Genomic DNA, 16,721 nt, shown 5'->3' with positions numbered 1-16,721 from the left:
GCCGCTCCCGGGCGTTATAAGTCGCTTATTCAGTATAGGCCAGCTTATTAAGCCTTACCGCGGCAGTTTTAGTTAAAAAAAAGCCCGGTTTTTCAACCGGGCCCTTTCAATTACCATACGATCAGTTTGCTGTTACTTCCAGCAAGGTTGTTGCCTGCTCAAGGCCATCAGCACCTTTGAACGATACCACGCCCAGATATGGGAGTGGACTGGCAGTCAGGTTAGATGTTTGCACAGTAACATTGTTAGAACGCCCTTCAATTGCCCTGGTGCTTGCGGCAACTCTGGTATTCCCCTGATTTGTGCCCACTACCCATAATGGCATAGTGTAGTTAACTGTCGCCTGACCTAACAGGTCGTAGGCATGCACGAATACCAGATAGAAGTCACCGGCAGCGCCATTAGCCGCAGGAGCTGGATCCAGTAGTGTTACCTGCTCATTGCCACCATTACTGGCTGAAGACCCTACAGCAGTACAAGAAGACGCAATACAACGATAAACATACATATCTAAATCAGCACCTGGCACATTAGCCAAAGCTTCATACAAGCTAAAACGCAAGACTCTGGTACCAGCCGGCACTTCGAAAGTATGTAAACCTAAGCCTGGCTCATTGAAGCTGAAAGTACTATCAGGATCCTGCGTGATGGTGCGGCTGGAGCCTGCTGGTGCATTCAGGCCGACAATGCTGGCACTGGTCGAACCGGTGTAATTCATTACCACAGGGAAGCTAATACGACCGGCTTTAGCCACTACTGACGCGGCGATATTGGCCGGCGCATCAATCAGTTTTGGTGGTACTACTCTGACCGCGATCGGGCTGCGCACGCTGTGCACACCGTCAGACCAGGTAATAGCACCAAATGCCCATTGCCCGATAACAGCGCTTTGGTTTGGTTTAAAGGTTAAACCATACGCCGCTTTACCATTGGCAGACACTGCCATGCTATTGCCACCCACAACAGTAACATCAACACCGGCCGGTGCTTCAATTGTTGCCGTATAAACAGAGGCAGAACCGCTAACATCCGTTACTTCACGGTATAAGGTTTCTGTACCAGACAACTCGCCAATAGCCAGTGATGGCAGGTTTAGCTGGCTTGGATCAGTGTCGTAATTAGCCGCTTCAAATGCATCACAGGAGAAACCACTTGCGCTTAGTACGAAGGCACGGTTGCCAATACCACACAGGAAGGCAAAGTAATCCAGATTGCTGATGTCGTAAGTTAAACCTGGGTTAGTCGCTTTGTTTGGTACCGCATGGCCTGCACCAAAATCAAACGGATCTGCTGGTGTAACACCGTTTTCTTTGGTTAAATCCTGACGTGCTGTAGTCATCAGCGCAGATTTAATCATCGCAGGTGTCCAGCTTGGGTTAGCTTCTTTTACCAGAGCAGCCATACCTGCAATATGCGGGCTGGACATAGAAGTCCCCTGCAGATAGGTAAAGCTATTACCGTGCGCAGCTAACATAGGCTCAGATGACGCGCCGGCCAGAATTTTAACGCCCGGTGCAGTAATATCAGGCTTGATAACATCAGACGTTGCCAAGTTAGGGCCACGTGACGAGAAACCCGCCATCAGGTTGCCTACTTCAACTACATCATTAACAAATACAGACGGGCTCATTGTTACACTAACAGTACCACCAGCGGTAACTTCAGCGTTAAACGCATTACCTGCAGTCAGCGTAGTCATTACCGCTGGAATAGCAAAACTACTTGAGCCACCCATAACAGATGGAGAAGCAGTAGTATTGTTATATACAATAACCCCTACAGCACCGGCAGCTTCTGCAGCGGCCAGTTTAATGTCAAAGCTACAGGTGCCGCGCTGAATAAGCGCAAACTTACCTGCCAGCTCAACCGCATTACTTAGTGGTGTACAAGCTTCAATCGGAGTAGCAACCGCAATGTCGGCAGTGATATTGCCGGTTTCGCTCAAAGGTTTAGAAGTACCGCCTTCAACGGCAATATAAGTACCCTGCAGCGGACCTGCAGTTACCTCAATACCATTGGCAATACTGGTACCATCATACGTCGATGCCGCAACAGTGGTCACCCATGGTGCCGGAGTACCAATAGTACCTGCACCCGGGCCATCGTTACCGGCTGATACAGCTACAAATACACCGGCTTGAGTAGCACGCAGCTTCGCCGCTACAGCTAAGGTGGTTAAATCGGTTAAACTACCACCAATAGAATAGTTAATAACATCAACACCATCAGCTACGGCTTGGTCAATAGCGGCCATGGTATCGCCATAGAAACAGCCACGCTCATTTACCCCCTCCGGGCTAACGTAACTGCTGTTCCAACAGGCTTTATACATAGCGATACGTGCGCGCGGCGCGATACCGGATACGGTTGCAACAGCAGTACCATTAAATACAGCCGTTACACCTTCGTTACCACCAGCGGTTGATGCAACGTGAGTACCATGGTTATCAGCATCACGTGGTGAGACAAACTCACCCGGTTGTAACTGATACACGCTTTCGAAAGAGTTTTTATAGTAGCGTGCGCCAATCAGCTTATTGCTACAGCTAAAATCAGCATCTTCACCGGTATCACACACTCCGGCCCAGCCAGCCAGTGGGCCGTATGAACCATCGTCAGCGAAACTTGGATGTTCTGGCCAAATACCGCTGTCAACAATACCAATAACAACATCTTCGCCTTTCACACCCAGAGTGTGTAAACCTTCAGGCGAGCCTGTCAGTTCAAGAAACGCCGGGGTATTTGATGTTGTCAATTGCTGAGCTTCATCACGCCATACGCCAACAACGTTCGGCAGGCTGCGCATTGCTTCAGCTTGTGCTGCCGTCATTTTGGCAGAGAAACCATTGAAGGTGTGTGTGTAGGAATAAATAACCTGTACTGCACCGGTTTGTGCCGCCAGTTCCTGGTGGAACGCTTTTAAGCTATTAGTATAGCTTTGCATTTTAGCTGAGCCGGCATTATAGCGGTTCAGCGCCCGGGCAACTGATTGCCTGGCGGGTAGCAGTTCACCAAGCTCTTCTGCTCTTTCTACGCCGCTTTTGCCTTTCACCTGAACGATATAAGGCACTGCGTCTGTGCTATCGTCGGCTACCTGACGTAGTTGGCTTGGGTCGACGGTCACTTCATATTGGTTTGCCAGTGCATTGGCGTGGACCGCGCCGACAGCTACTGCAACTGCTAGCGCAGTTCTGGACATAATTCTGTTAAATCGCATGTAATATCTCCGTTTATTTTTATTACCCATCAGAGCTGTGCAAACACACAGTCAGGTTTTGTTAAACCAAGGCTGTGAACTTCTCACGGCATCTGACGATATTTATTCGAGCACTCTTTTTTAACCTGGATTCCTTCAATCTGCTTTGCTTTTATCTCTGCCGACAACATGGCCAAATGTAAAAGCCGCCTGACAGACATGTATAAAAAGCAGACACTTAAATATGGGTTACCACCCCAACCATGGCAACCATGTTGCCCCTGACAGCAGGAACAACATGTGTAAACAAGCCGCCATAGTTGTTAATTACAAATAATTTCACTGATAAAAAAGCTGACACTTAACCTTGACGGCGGCGTAGTAATAAACCACCAATCGCACCCAACATCAGAAATACTGTTGCTGGTTCAGACACCAAAGTGGCATTGCTTAAAGAGAAGGCACCAGCATCAACGAACTCGCCATCCGTGCTGAAAATGTCAATGAAACCTTCACCAAAAGCGCCGTCCCAGAAGCCCTGGAAAGCAAATGAGTTGGAGATATCATTTACGTCGAAGTTTAAGAAGCTAAAACCTGCAGCCAGGTTGAACGGGTCATATTCAGCCAGAAACAGAAAGCTCTCACCGATGGTAAAACCGAACAGTTCAAACGCTTCCCACTCAAGTACATTACCGAACTCGTCAATGTTATCCAGATCAACAGACAGCACACCAAAACTGGTGCCATCATCAAACAGGAATTCTTGTGTCATGATAGGTGCGGCCTGCACGTTCTGCGGTAGCGCCAGACTGCTCAGTACCAAAGCTGATAGAGCAAACAATATAGACTTCAACATGGATATACCTCTGAATTTTGTTATTGGTTGTAGTAAATGCAATAGCTTGCATCAGTACAATGCATAAACCAATCCAACTAATTATTTATTTAAAAATCAATAATTTAATAAATTAAAATTCAAAGATACACCTGTAACCTTATGTTACTGACAAAAAAGCGGACATAAAAAAAGCGAACCTCAGTTCGCTTTTTCGTTGTGGCCATGGCGCTACATTAAGACCAGTTCAATACCACTTTGCCGGATTGGCCGGAGCACATAATATCAAAGCCTTGCTGAAACTGCTCCATCGGTAGCTCATGCGTTACCATGGGTGTTAAATCCAGCCCGGATTGAATCAGGCTGGCCATCTTGTACCAGGTTTCAAACATCTCACGACCATAAATGCCTTTAATCACCAGGCCTTTGAAAATCACTTTATTCCAGTCTACCGCCATATCAGAAGGCGGAATACCCAGCATGGCAATTTTACCACCGTGGTTCATGGTATCCAGCATGGCGCGAAACGCCGCCGGCACACCGGACATTTCCAGGCCAACGTCAAAGCCCTCTGTCATACCCAGCTCTTTCATCACATCTTTCAAATTTTGCTTACTAACATCCACCGCGCGGGTAGCGCCCATTTTCAGCGCCAGTTCCAGCCGGTACGGGTTAACATCGGTGATCACCACATGGCGGGCACCCACGTGGCGCGCCACAGCCGCAGCCATAATACCTATGGGGCCGGCACCGGTGATCAGCACGTCTTCACCGACTAAATCGAATGACAAGGCTGTATGCACCGCATTACCAAACGGGTCGAAAATAGCAGCGATATTATCCGGAATATTATCCGCCAGTTTAAAGGCATTGTAGGCCGGAATAACCAAATACTCGGCAAAAGAGCCGGCGCGGTTAACCCCCACGCCAATAGTGTTGCGGCATAAATGCACCCTACCGGCACGGCAATTACGGCAGTAGCCACAGGTAATATGGCCCTCACCGGAGACACGGTCACCAATGCTGAAACCGCGTACTTCCGAGCCCATGCCCTCTATTACGCCCACGTATTCATGGCCTACCACCATACCGTGCGGAATAGTGTTTTGCGCCCACTCATCCCATTTGTAAATATGCACGTCGGTGCCACAAATAGCGGTCTTTTTGATGCGGATTAATACATCATTCGGGCCCACTTCCGGCTTGTCGACTTCGGTTTGCCATATGCCCGGTTCTGCTTTTAACTTTGCTAATGCTTTCATTTTCACGCCCCGCCCTTATGCGATCACGCCCATGTCTTTACCAATACGGATAAAGGCATCAATTGCTTTATCCAGTTGCTCTGTTGTATGTGCTGCTGAAATTTGTGTGCGGATCCGCGCCTGGCCCTTTGGCACTACCGGGAAAGAGAAACCCACTACGTAAATGCCTTCGGCCAGCATGCGTTTGGCCATTTCTGCCGCTACTTTGGCATCGCCCAGCATTACCGGAATAATGGCATGATCTTTACCGGCTAGCGTAAAGCCGGCAGCAGACATTTTTTCGCGGAAATAATTGGCGTTATCCCAAAGCTTAGCCCGCAGCGCATCGCCCGATGCCAGCATCTCCAGCACCTTAATAGAGGCGATAACAATAGACGGTGCCAGCGAGTTAGAGAACAGATACGGCCGTGAGCGCTGACGCAGCCATTCGATTACTTCTTTTTTGCCGGAGGTATAGCCACCGGACGCACCGCCGAGGGCCTTACCCAGGGTGCCGGTAATAATATCGACGCGGTTCATCACATCGCAATATTCATGGGTACCACGGCCATTTTTGCCAACAAAACCCACCGCATGGCTGTCATCTACCATTACCATGGCGCCGTATTTATCAGCCAGATCGCACACGGATTTTAAGTCGGCTATTACGCCATCCATCGAGAATACGCCGTCGGTGGCAATCAGCTTAAAGCGTGCGCCATCGGCATCGGCTTGTTTTAACTGTGCTTCGAGTTCCTGCATATCGTTATTGGCATAACGGTAACGTTTGGCTTTACACAGACGTACACCGTCAATAATAGAGGCGTGGTTTAATACATCAGAAATTACTGCATCTTCGGCGCCTAAGATCGTTTCGAACAAGCCGCCATTGGCATCGAAGCAGGAAGAGTACAAAATAGTATCTTCCGTGCCTAAAAATGCGCTGATATTTTGCTCCAGCGTTTTATGAATATCCTGGGTACCGCAGATAAAACGTACCGACGCCACACCAAAACCATGGCTTTGCAAGCCCTGCTGTGCAGCGGTAATTAAATCCGGGTGATTGGCCAGGCCTAAATAGTTGTTAGCGCAAAAATTCAGTACCTGTTGGCCGCCAACGGTAACGCCGGCGCTTTGTTGTGACGTAATAATACGCTCTGCTTTGTACAAACCTTCTGCTTTAACATCGTCTATTTGTTGTTGTAGATGTTGCAGAAACGCGCCATTGCGCATAAAGCCTCCTGTTGCGGGGGTGAAATAACAGAAAAAACGGCGCCATTGTAAAGCTTATAGCGCTGTCCTGCAGCGCTTTTCACTTATCTGCAGTGCTGCTCAGACCTGCAGGTGTAAAGCTTAAGCTACAAAGGTATTATTGTGCCAACACTTCATAATGCTGCTGTAAACGGGCGATACGGGGCCGGGCCTGCTCGGTGGCATAAGGTTTAAATAGTAGTAATACCTTAAGCACTCCCTGATATACGCTGGCCTGATCAATAGCCTGATCCGGAGCCTGGGTTTTCAGATAGCTGACCCAGAATGTCACCAGTAGTTTTATGCTGTGCGCCAGATCGGTAATGTCGTCATCGTCAATCTGAATTACCGCGGATTGCTTCAGCGCTTTAAGCACGGCAATAACCCGAGCCAATACACCTTGCTGTACCTGCAGGTAATCTTGTTGCAAGGCGGGATCACGCGATAAAATATCCGGCAAATTGGCATAAAAGAAATGAAAGCGCCACATCAACTCAAACACCGCGTCCAGATAACACGCCAGTGCATCCAGAGCCTCGCCTTTATCCGATGGTGGCTTAATGCGGGTTTCCAGCAACTTGGCATATTCTTTAAAAATCTGCCGGACGATGTCTTCTTTATTACGGAAGTGGTAATACAGATTACCCGGGCTAATTCCCAGGTGGGCAGCAATATGATTGGTAGTGACCTGACGCTCACCGACCTGATTAAACAGCTCTATGCTGGCTTGCAGAATTTTATCTTTAGTTCTTAACTTCTTTTCCATCTGCGAAACAGGCTTATTGTTAGCTAAATTAATTTGCTATAGTAACGCCAAATTGACTAAAAACTCTAGTCGCAGGACAGCCACTGCTGTGCCCTTGCCAAGGAAAGCTTACAACCCAATGAAAATAAAAGCTATTTACCCAGGCACCTTTGACCCACTTACCAATGGGCATGCCGATTTAGTACTGCGGGCAGCCCGTATATTCGACCAGGTAATAGTGGCAGTAGCAGCCAACCCCAGCAAACAGCCACTGTTTAGTCTGGATGATCGGGTATCGCTGGCACAACAGGCCTTTACCGGTATCAGCAATGTCAGTGTTATTGGCTTTTCAGGTTTACTGGCTAAATTTGCTGAAGATCAATCAGCACAGGTATTGATCCGCGGTGTGCGTGCTGTCGCGGACTTTGAGTATGAATTTCAGCTGGCCAGTATGAACCGCCAGTTAAACCCGGCGCTGGACAGCATTTTTATGACACCGTCAGAAAAGAACACCTTTATCTCCTCTACGCTGGTAAAAGAAGTATGCCGCCATGGCGGTGATGTCTCCAGCTTTGTGCCCTGCCATGTTGAACAGGCGTTAAAAGCTAAATTTAAATTATGACCTTTAAACCCTCTTTATTAAGTTTACTGCTGTTTGCCGTGCCAGCTGCGGCTGCGCCCTGGGTGGATACTACCGACAACTATTTGCGTCAGTCACTGCAGACGCTGTCTCATGCCGGGGTTATTACCGGCCCGGTAAATACCTACCCGCTAATGTGGAAAAACATTGTTGCCGATTTAGCGGCTGCGCAGGAGCAACCCACAGAAGAGCTGCGCTTTGCGCTGGCCCATGTGCGCTCAGCCTTAAATGCGAACCAGCACAGCTATATGGCCGGTATTAAACTTAAAGCCAGCTCAGATCCCTCTTTGTACCAAAGCTTTGGTGAAACTTATTTTGATAAAGCCAGTGCCAGCGTATTTAAAGAATATCTTGGCGATAACTGGGCAGCCAAAACTCAGGTGAATTACCGCAAACTGGAAGATGGCAGTAACGAGCAAGAGCTGACGTATGACGGCAGCTATATGGCCGTTATTGCCGGAAACTGGGTGCTGGCACTGGACCAACAGCCGCTATGGTGGGGGCCGGGCCAGCAAACCTCGCTGCTGCTAACCAATAATGCCCGCCCCATTCCGTCATTGCGCTTAAGCCGCCATAGCTGGCAGAAAAGTGACACCTTGTTATTTAGTTGGTTAGGTCCGTGGAGTTTTACCACCTTTATTGGTCAGGGCGAGCACAGCAGCATGCCACAGCAGATTAAGCATTTTGGCGCCCGTTTCAGCGCCAGGCCCTTGCCGCAACTGGAACTTGGCTTATCGCGGGTAAGCCAGTGGGGCGGCGATACGCTGGATAACGGTCTGGATGCTTTCGGCGATATGTTGTTACTAAACGATGACAACAACGCCGATAACCTGGCTGCAGTGGATGTAACTTTTCATACCAATCTGTTTAACCGCCCCTTTAGCTTTTATACCGAGCTGGCAGACGATAACGGTGGCCGCAAGTTAGGCAAACCAATGCAACTGTATGGCGTGCGTACTTTTTTCGGCAGTGAAACTGCGGTGCATACCCTGAATCTGGAATGGTCCGACACCTATATTCGCTGTGAAGAACAGATGTTAGCTGGCGATTGTGCCTACGAAGGCGACATTTATCCGCAAGGCTACCGCCGCTATGGCCGGGTTATCGGCAGCGGTTATGGAGCTGATGCAAGAGTACTGTCTGCAGGTTACCGCTATCAGACATTTGACGGTTACAGCTGGGCGGTTAGTGTGCTGCGTGGTGAGTTTCTTGCTGCCAGTTCAGAGCTGAAAAACTGGCAGTTAAGGCTGGAGTATCGCCAACCGTTGTTTAACGGCTTGCTAAGTATAGAGGGCCGGGCATTTGATAAATCGCCAGAGCCAGAACTGCGCGTTAAACGCGGCAGCCTGGCAGTAACCTGGGAATACCGCTTTTAAGCTACCGCGCATTTGTTCAGGAGCTACCGCCAGCGCCGCATAGTATGGCCCTTAAAAGCATAAAAAAGGATAAAGCTATAGCAAGGCAGCATGATCCAATATGCCTGCTGGCTATTGCCGCTAATGTGGGCAATATAACCGTAAAGCAAAGGCAATAAAGCGCCACCTGCAATACCCATTATTAGTAGCGCAGATCCAGTGCTGGTAAGTTTACCCAGCCCTTCTAACGCCAGAGGCCATACCGCTGGCCACACCAACGCATTGGCAAAACCCAACAACGCTAAAAACATCACAGTATCTGGTACCAAAGGAATACCGCTCCATCCTAGCAACAGACTGGCGATTGTGTTGTTATCTGATGCACCAAACATGACGCCCAACGTAAACAATAAGCCAAAGATGGCCGATCCCTGAAGTGCGCGGGCTTGCGACAAGTACTTCGGAATACAGAACACGCCGACGATATAACCCAGCACCATAAAACTCATAGTATAAGACGTCAATGCACCAAAATTTTCTACTCCAAGGCCCTGCCCATAAAGACCTATAGTATCGCCAGCAATAACTTCGACGCCAACATAAGTAAATAACGCGACTACACCCAGAATCAGTTGCGGATGGGCAAATACGTCAGTCCAGCGTCCGCTGGTATCGTTGTTAGCTGTGTTATTACTGCTTAAATCCAGCTCAGGCAATGGCGAATATTTAACAAAAGCCGCCAGCGCTATCAAAGCCAGAGCCATGTAAATGTAAGGTGTTACCAGACGGTTAGATAATTCACTTAACCGCAAAGCACGCTCAGCATCGGTTAATGCAGCCAACACTGGTGCATCAAATTGATCCATTCCGGTTAAGATCAGCACAGTAAATAATGCTGGTACCACAATGCCAGCGCCTTTGTTTACCAACCCCATAATACTAATACGCATAGCTGCACTTTCACGCGGACCAATACACACAATGTAAGGGTTGGACGCGGTTTGTAATATCGTTAAGCCGGTGCCCAACACAAACAATGCCAACAGGAACAAGCCATACTGTGCGGTTTGCGCTGCGGGGATAAACAACGTGGCTCCGACGGCCATAATAACTAAGCCAACCACCATGCCGTTCTTAAAACCCACTCTATTCAACACAAACGACATGGGTAATGCCATCACCACGTAAGCAATGTAAAACGCCCCTGTAACAAACAATGCCTGAAACTCATTTAAATCACAGACAATTCGTAAGAATGGAATCAGTGAGCCATTTAGCCAGGTTACAAAACCAAAGATAAAAAATAAAATACCGATAATTGTCATTGGCAGTATGCTGCTGCGCCTTTTTGCCTGCTCAGCTGTCATGTCCATATTTATTCCCCGCTATTATTATTGTGCCATTATTATGTTATTAATATGTTTGTTAGTATGTTATTGGGCAGTAAATACCGGCTGACCGTTAATCCAGTTAGCCTGCACCTGCCAGTTATTATTCAGTAACACTAAATCTGCCTGCGCCCCGGCCACTATGCGGCCTTTATTAGGTTGCGCTAAAAACTGCGCAGGATACAACGACGCCATGCGTAAGGCTTCTGCGGCACTGACGTCAAGCTGTTCCACGGCATACTGCACGGCGGCGGCCATATCCAGCACCGAGCCAGCCAGCGCACCGTCTGCATTGGTCAGTTTATTGCCTTCTCGTATCACTTTGCCGTCAAAAAAAGCAAATTCGCTGTCTGAGGTGCCTACCGGCGACATGGCATCGGTTACGATCATCAGTTTACCTTGGCGTTTCGCCGCCAATGCCACTTTGGCAGCCACCGGGTGCATATGATGGCCGTCAAAAATCACGCCGCACCAGCTGTTGGCATCTGCCAGCGCTACCCCCACCATACCCGGCTCACGCGAGGTCAGCGGCGACATAGCATTATATAAGTGGGTAAAGCCGGTGGCACCGGCATCCAGCGCAGCCTGCACTGTGGCAGCATCTGCATTAGAGTGGCCAAGGCAAACAATCACATTCAGCGTTACCAGCTGCTGTATTTGCTGCGGGCTGAGGTTTTCCGGCGCTACCGTTACCAGCTTAATGCCAAGATCAGTACGGCTGTATATCGCCAGCTCTGCCTCACTTAACTGCCGGATATGCTGCTGCGGATGCACGCCTTTTTTCGGTACCGATAAATGCGGCCCTTCAAAATGCACACCAATAATACCGGGCTCGGCATCAGCAATAGCACTGGCAATAGCATCCGCTGCCTGCTGCATTACCTTTACGCTGTCGGTAATTACCGTGGGCAGCATAGCCGTGGTACCAAAACGGGCATGTGCCTGCAACATAGTGCGCAGTGTCTGCCGGCTGGGGGCGGTGTTAAATAAAGCTCCGCCGCCACCGTTAACCTGTACATCAATAAAACCAGGCACCAGCAACCCCTGCTGTACTGCACCGGCTGCCGGTGTTACTACCTGAATAACGCCGTCTTTAATAACGACACTGACATTATCAAACCACTTTTCGCCGTCAAACAGGCGGCTGACACTTAATTGCTGCATCTACTTATTACCGTTAGGTTGGGTTATACCGTTTTGGTCACTTTATTCAGGCCTGGCGGTGCATCGGGATTAATACCTCTGCTACGGGCCACCACTTCAACATCCAGATAAAAGCGCTGCAATACCAGTAAGGGCAACACCCGCGCATCGGCGTTTACACCACGGTGATGTAGCTGCACTATAGCCGCTCCACGGCTGCGCACATCTTCTATCTGGCTGCGGTGCGCACTTAAACTCTCATCTTCTATAGTGACATCGACAATAGCGAACTGATTCTTTACCAGCGTAACCGGACCATGTAAAAACTCAGCACTGGAAAATGCTTCAGCATGAATACCACATACTTCTTTTAGCTTTAACGCAATTTCGCGCGAAATGGCATAACCCAGGCCACGGCCTAATACCACCAGATGCGCCACATTCTCTAACGCCTGTGCCGTTAACTGCTGTGGTAATTCGATAGCTGCCTGCAAACTTTGCGGCAATTGCTGCACGGCTTGTTGCAATGCCTGATTACCCGACCATACCGACACCAGCTGTAAAATAGCACTTAAGGTAGCCAGATAACTTTTGGTGGCGGCCACAGCTTTTTCAGCACCGACATGCAGCGGCAGCGTGTAATGCGCCTGCTCAGCCAAAGGTGAGGTAGTATCGTTTACCAACGCGACAACCATAGCGCCGCTGCGTTTGGCCATCTCCACCTGCGCCAGAATATCCGGGCTACGGCCCGATTGTGAAATCACCAGTACCAGCGCATCGGCCAGCTGCAACGATTTATTGTACACGCTGGCAATCGATGGCGCGGCGGCCGCTACAGGCAGGCCGACTTCTATTTCAATTAAATATTTGGCAAATACCCCGGCATGATCAGAAGATCCCCGGCCCACCATATAAACAAACTTGGGTGAGCGCTGACGAATTTGTTCTACCACCTGTTGCACGGTAGCGGCATTAGCTGCCAGTTGTTCTGCAATACGTTGTGGCGCTTCTGTGGCTTCCAGAGCCATAATACTGTTGCTCATTTTACTTCTTACCTATAACGACATAACGGAAGATGGCAGTTGGCTGCGCTGACGGGCAAACCACACTGCACCGAGTTCCGGCGGTTGTAATGCCGGTGTAACCTTTTGCTGAGTATGTTCTGGCAGATACGGCAGCAGTTTATGCGCCAAGCCGCCAATAAAAGATAACCTGGGCGGCGCTATGCTCAGTAACCTGTCGGCAATAGCACTGATAAATTCTGCGCCCTGACGCACCAGCTGCATTGCCGTCGCATCGCCTGCTTCTGCCGCAATAAATACTAAAGGTGCATATTTGGCATAGGTAGTCGGCGTTGCCTGCATAAAATGCGACACCACTTCAATACTGTTGCTGGCTGCCAGCTCTTGTAGCAGCAAGGTTGTCATTTGCGTAGGCGGTGCCAGCTGATCCAGGCTGAGTAATACCTTGTGCAGCAGCTGCATACCAAACCAGGCACCACTGCCATTATCACCATATGGAAAGCCATGGCCGCCGACCTCTATCAGTTGGCCGTTTACTTCGGCCAGGCCACAAGAACCAGTGCCAACAATAATTACCGCACCATCAAGCCCCTGATGCGCGCCCATACAGGCGATATGCAAGTCACTGGTAAGATGCAGTGTTTTAAACGGATGCTGCCAGTCAGAAAAAAGCCGGAAATACTGCGGCATATTGACACCTGCCAAACCGGCACCGGCAATTAAGCGCGACATATCATTAAATGCGAGGCCCGCACTGGTAAGCGCTTGCTGGGTCGCCGTTAAAATAGAGTCTGTTGCCACTTTCATACCGCGCAACGGGTTAGCCGGGCCGGATAAGCCTTCGCCTAAAATGTGCTGATCTGACGATACAATAACAGCGCGGCATTTGCTGCCACCACCATCTATTCCTAAATATAAAGGCGTATCGGCCTTCAGCGCTGTTCTCATCCTATTAACCTCATTGCAAGTTGTATTAATACCGCTGGCTGTCATCACTGTTGCTGTCTGTTATTACTTGCGGTTTGCCTGTTGGCAAAGTAAATTGACAGCGTTGTCATTTTTAAAAATCAGCATATAATAAATCTGGCAAATAACAAGTGTCTTGTTTGAAAAACAGACTGGCATTTTACGGCGCTGACCGCATTAAATTTAAAATTAACAATATAATCATAAATTTACATAAGATACTTAAGTTGTTTGTTAACATACTAAAATAACAAGCTGGTGCAAATTGCATAGCACCCGCGACAACAGGGGAATTTTTTATGCGCGTTATTATGTTTTTACTGATGCTAAGTGCAGCTCCGGCATCGGCGGCATGGACCCAGCAGCAACTGGCAGAATTTGCCCAAAACAGCAGCTTGCAATTTAGTGTGCAGTCAAACAAGCTAGAGACACCTTCCCGTTTTAGCGCTGCTATAACACTGCAGAATAACTCTGCACAAGCCCTGCCTGCAGGCGAAGCAGACTGGCAAATTTACTTTCATTTGATCCGCCGCATAGAGCCTACCCGGCAACAGGGTTTACAAATTGAACACGTACAAGGCGACCTGCACCGTATCCGCCCGATAGCGGGCTTTGCCGGCCTTAAACCCTCGCAACAATTGACGCTGCCGTTTGAATCGGCCCCCTGGATGGTAAGCTACAGTGATTTTATGCCACGCGCTTTTATTGCCTTTGCTAAGCTGCAAGCCGAAGTTTTTCGCAACACTGATACTGAAGACTTTAGCCAGTTTGTGCGGCCTATTAGTGCACCAACGCAACAGCTACGCAATATGGGCGAGCCGGATCAGGTGCCGGTGGTCGACGCCGCCTTACGCTTTAACCACAACACGCAGCTAAACAGTGCCCGTATAAGCGATGATGTCAGCACCCGCATTATACCTACGCCACTTCATGCCGAATTTGCTAAGCGCCGTGTTACGCTGGATAACAGCTGGCACATTCATTTTAGTGGCCGCCTGACACAAGAAGCAAAATACCTGCAACAGCAGTTACAGCAAATGGGGTTATCGGTGCCCGGCAGCAGCGCCGTGGCAGATAAAAAAACCAGCGTGATTACACTACAGGTAGATAGCGGCTTAGCTGTTACTGCTGAGGGCTACCAGCTCGATATCAGCGATAAAACCATCAGCATTACCGGTAAAGACAACGCCGGTGCCTTTTATGCTGTGCAGACATTACTGGCGCTGCTACAACTACAAGACAATAAACTGCTGCTACCTGCAGGAAAAATAACCGATCAGCCACGCGCCACCTGGCGCGGTATGCACTACGATATGGCGCGCAACTTTCATGGTAAAGAGGTGACGTTGCGGCTAATTGATAATATGGCACGCTACAAACTGAACAAGCTGCATCTGCACCTGACAGAAGACGAAGGCTGGCGGCTGGAAATTCCCGGTCTGCCGGAGCTAACCGACATCGGCGCCAAGCGTTGCTTTGATTTAACCGAACAGCACTGCCTGCTTACTCAACTTGGTACCGGGCCGCACCCGGATGGCTCTGGTAATGGTTATTACAGCACAGCCGATTTCATTGAAATTTTGCAATACGCTGCCGAGCGTCATATTGAAGTCATACCGGAAATTGACCTGCCTGGGCACGCCCGTGCCGCTATTGTAGCCATGAAAGCCCGCCATAACCGTTTAATGGCCGCTGGGCAACCAGAAGCAGCCAGCCAATATCTGCTGTCTGATCCGAACGACAGTTCCAGTTATCTTAGCGTGCAAAACTATAACGACAATTCAGCAAATGTCTGTATGGACTCAACCTATGCTTTTGTCGATAAAGTGATGTATGAGCTACAGCAAATGTACCGCCAGGCCGGTATTAAACTGAATATTTTTCATATGGGTGGCGATGAGGTAGCAAACGGCTCCTGGACCGGTTCTGCTGCATGCCTGCAGTTGTTTAACGACGCGGGTAATGGCGTAACAGGAATTGCCGATTTAAAACCCTATTTTGTCAGCCGGCTGGCAAATATCACCCAACAGCGCGGCCTTTCACTGGCAGGCTGGGAAGACGGTTTGATGTACGACCGGCAAAATACCTTTAACCGTAGCCAATTTGCTAATGAACGGGTAATAGCCAATGCCTGGGACAATATCTGGGAATGGGGCGTGGGCGATCGCGCTTACCGGCTGGCTAATAACGGCTATCAGGTGATCCTGTCACCCGGCACCCATTTGTATTTTGATCACCCGCATGAAGCCAACCCGGCCGAGCGTGGTTATTACTGGGCCACCCGCTTTAGCGGTATCGATAAAGTGTTTGGCTTTATGCCAGATAATTTGTACGCCAATGCCGACACTACGCGCAGCGGCGCCCTGATTACCGATTTAGACGCTCTGGTGGGCCGCGAAATGCCGGCACTTAAGCAAGCAGAAAATATTCTGGGCATTCAGGGCCAGGTTTGGAGCGAAACCATACGTACAGCACAGCAGTTGGAACAAATGATCTACCCCCGCCTGCTGGCATTGGCCGAACGCGCCTGGCATAAAGCCGGCTGGGAGGCCAATAATAACAGCATCCAGCGTAGCCAGGACTGGCAGCGGTTTGCTTTGCGGTTAAGCCAGGTTGAGCTTGGCCGGTTGGCTGCGAATAACAGCAGTTTTTACCTGCCACCACCGGGCGTAAAACTCAGTGCTGAGCAACTGCAGGTCAATACGGCGCTGCCGTTTTTAACTACCGAGTGTAGTACCGATCAGGGCCAGAGCTGGCACCCCTGCCCAGCTGCCGCGCCAGCGCAACCGGCTACGCTTTGGCTGCGCAGCCGTCTGGGCAATACCGTAAGCCGTACAGTAATACCCGAACTTTGAAGATAAAAAGCCAGCTAACTTAAGTTAGCTGGCTTTCAGGCAACACTACAAATAAAGCTAATCGCATCAAGCTATTAGCTTTAT

12 protein-coding genes are annotated in these 16,721 nt (G+C 49.4%); 3 read left to right on the top strand and 9 right to left on the bottom strand.

The genetic code is table 11. The features are described from left to right. Positions 1–121: 121 nt before the first annotated feature. The 5 genes from MJX74_RS21770 to MJX74_RS10410 form a co-directional block, all read right to left on the bottom strand. Complete coding sequence (locus tag MJX74_RS21770; protein ID WP_275692741.1) at positions 122–3,217, bottom strand: S8 family serine peptidase; 3,096 nt, start codon at positions 3,215–3,217, stop codon at positions 122–124. 340 nt (positions 3,218–3,557) lie between these two features. Continuing rightward, the gene (locus tag MJX74_RS10425; protein WP_240222798.1) at positions 3,558–4,052 is read right to left on the bottom strand and encodes a PEP-CTERM sorting domain-containing protein; all 495 of its coding nucleotides are present in this window, start codon (positions 4,050–4,052) and stop codon (positions 3,558–3,560) included. A 215-nt stretch (positions 4,053–4,267) separates the two neighbouring features. Then, a complete protein-coding gene (gene tdh / locus MJX74_RS10420; protein WP_240222797.1) occupies positions 4,268–5,293 on the bottom strand; it encodes an L-threonine 3-dehydrogenase in 1,026 nt (341 codons plus the stop codon). Positions 5,294–5,308: 15 nt separating this feature from the next. Further along, positions 5,309–6,505: a glycine C-acetyltransferase gene (locus MJX74_RS10415; protein WP_240222796.1), complete on the bottom strand. Its 1,197-nt coding sequence runs from the start codon at positions 6,503–6,505 to the stop codon at positions 5,309–5,311. A 136-nt stretch (positions 6,506–6,641) separates the two neighbouring features. After that, positions 6,642–7,289 carry a TetR/AcrR family transcriptional regulator gene (locus MJX74_RS10410; RefSeq protein WP_240222795.1) on the bottom strand — a complete coding sequence of 216 codons (648 nt, stop codon included), beginning with the start codon at positions 7,287–7,289 and terminating at the stop codon, positions 6,642–6,644. A 118-nt stretch (positions 7,290–7,407) separates the two neighbouring features. Here MJX74_RS10410 and coaD point away from each other — a divergent pair, with 118 nt between their 5' ends. Both coaD and MJX74_RS10400 read left to right on the top strand, forming a co-directional pair. Then, a complete protein-coding gene (coaD, locus tag MJX74_RS10405; RefSeq protein WP_068228158.1) occupies positions 7,408–7,890 on the top strand; it encodes a pantetheine-phosphate adenylyltransferase in 483 nt (160 codons plus the stop codon). Further along, positions 7,887–9,284: a capsule assembly Wzi family protein gene (locus MJX74_RS10400; protein ID WP_240222794.1), complete on the top strand. Its 1,398-nt coding sequence runs from the start codon at positions 7,887–7,889 to the stop codon at positions 9,282–9,284. The genes coaD and MJX74_RS10400 overlap by 4 nt, the downstream gene beginning before the upstream one ends. 23 nt (positions 9,285–9,307) lie before the next feature. Here MJX74_RS10400 and MJX74_RS10395 read toward each other — a convergent pair whose 3' ends face one another. From MJX74_RS10395 to nagK, 4 genes are read right to left on the bottom strand one after another with little or no spacing between them, the layout of a single operon-like run. Beyond that, on the bottom strand, positions 9,308–10,636 hold the full coding sequence (locus tag MJX74_RS10395) for a sugar MFS transporter (protein ID WP_240222793.1): 1,329 nt from the start codon (positions 10,634–10,636) through the stop codon (positions 9,308–9,310). Positions 10,637–10,696: 60 nt separating this feature from the next. Then, on the bottom strand, positions 10,697–11,815 hold the full coding sequence (nagA, locus tag MJX74_RS10390; RefSeq protein WP_240222792.1) for an N-acetylglucosamine-6-phosphate deacetylase: 1,119 nt from the start codon (positions 11,813–11,815) through the stop codon (positions 10,697–10,699). A gap of 23 nt (positions 11,816–11,838) precedes the next feature. Next, on the bottom strand, positions 11,839–12,837 hold the full coding sequence (nagB-II, locus tag MJX74_RS10385; RefSeq protein WP_240222791.1) for a glucosamine-6-phosphate deaminase NagB-II: 999 nt from the start codon (positions 12,835–12,837) through the stop codon (positions 11,839–11,841). A gap of 12 nt (positions 12,838–12,849) precedes the next feature. Continuing rightward, entirely contained in the window at positions 12,850–13,764 is a 915-nt protein-coding gene (nagK, locus tag MJX74_RS10380) for an N-acetylglucosamine kinase (RefSeq protein WP_240222790.1), read from the bottom strand. Positions 13,765–14,081: 317 nt separating this feature from the next. Between nagK and MJX74_RS10375 the strand changes: the two genes are divergently transcribed. After that, complete coding sequence (locus MJX74_RS10375; RefSeq protein ID WP_240222789.1) at positions 14,082–16,637, top strand: family 20 glycosylhydrolase; 2,556 nt, start codon at positions 14,082–14,084, stop codon at positions 16,635–16,637. Positions 16,638–16,721 lie beyond the last annotated feature (84 nt).

Source organism: Rheinheimera hassiensis, from assembly GCF_022436675.1.
Taxonomy (GTDB): domain Bacteria; phylum Pseudomonadota; class Gammaproteobacteria; order Enterobacterales; family Alteromonadaceae; genus Alishewanella; species Alishewanella hassiensis.
This window is presented reverse-complemented; position numbering and strand designations above follow the sequence as displayed.

Excerpts from the sequence above, each read along its gene's own strand:
- MJX74_RS21770 (WP_275692741.1), bottom strand. The coding sequence starts at position 3,217 with ATGCGATTTAACAGAATTATGTCCAGAACTGCGCTAGCAGTTGCAGTA.
- MJX74_RS10425 (WP_240222798.1), bottom strand. The coding sequence starts at position 4,052 with ATGTTGAAGTCTATATTGTTTGCTCTATCAGCTTTGGTACTGAGCAGT.
- tdh (WP_240222797.1), bottom strand. The coding sequence starts at position 5,293 with ATGAAAGCATTAGCAAAGTTAAAAGCAGAACCGGGCATATGGCAAACC.
- MJX74_RS10415 (WP_240222796.1), bottom strand. The coding sequence starts at position 6,505 with ATGCGCAATGGCGCGTTTCTGCAACATCTACAACAACAAATAGACGAT.
- MJX74_RS10410 (WP_240222795.1), bottom strand. The coding sequence starts at position 7,289 with ATGGAAAAGAAGTTAAGAACTAAAGATAAAATTCTGCAAGCCAGCATA.
- coaD (WP_068228158.1), top strand. The coding sequence starts at position 7,408 with ATGAAAATAAAAGCTATTTACCCAGGCACCTTTGACCCACTTACCAAT.
- MJX74_RS10400 (WP_240222794.1), top strand. The coding sequence starts at position 7,887 with ATGACCTTTAAACCCTCTTTATTAAGTTTACTGCTGTTTGCCGTGCCA.
- MJX74_RS10395 (WP_240222793.1), bottom strand. The coding sequence starts at position 10,636 with ATGGACATGACAGCTGAGCAGGCAAAAAGGCGCAGCAGCATACTGCCA.
- nagA (WP_240222792.1), bottom strand. The coding sequence starts at position 11,815 with ATGCAGCAATTAAGTGTCAGCCGCCTGTTTGACGGCGAAAAGTGGTTT.
- nagB-II (WP_240222791.1), bottom strand. The coding sequence starts at position 12,837 with ATGAGCAACAGTATTATGGCTCTGGAAGCCACAGAAGCGCCACAACGT.
- nagK (WP_240222790.1), bottom strand. The coding sequence starts at position 13,764 with ATGAGAACAGCGCTGAAGGCCGATACGCCTTTATATTTAGGAATAGAT.
- MJX74_RS10375 (WP_240222789.1), top strand. The coding sequence starts at position 14,082 with ATGCGCGTTATTATGTTTTTACTGATGCTAAGTGCAGCTCCGGCATCG.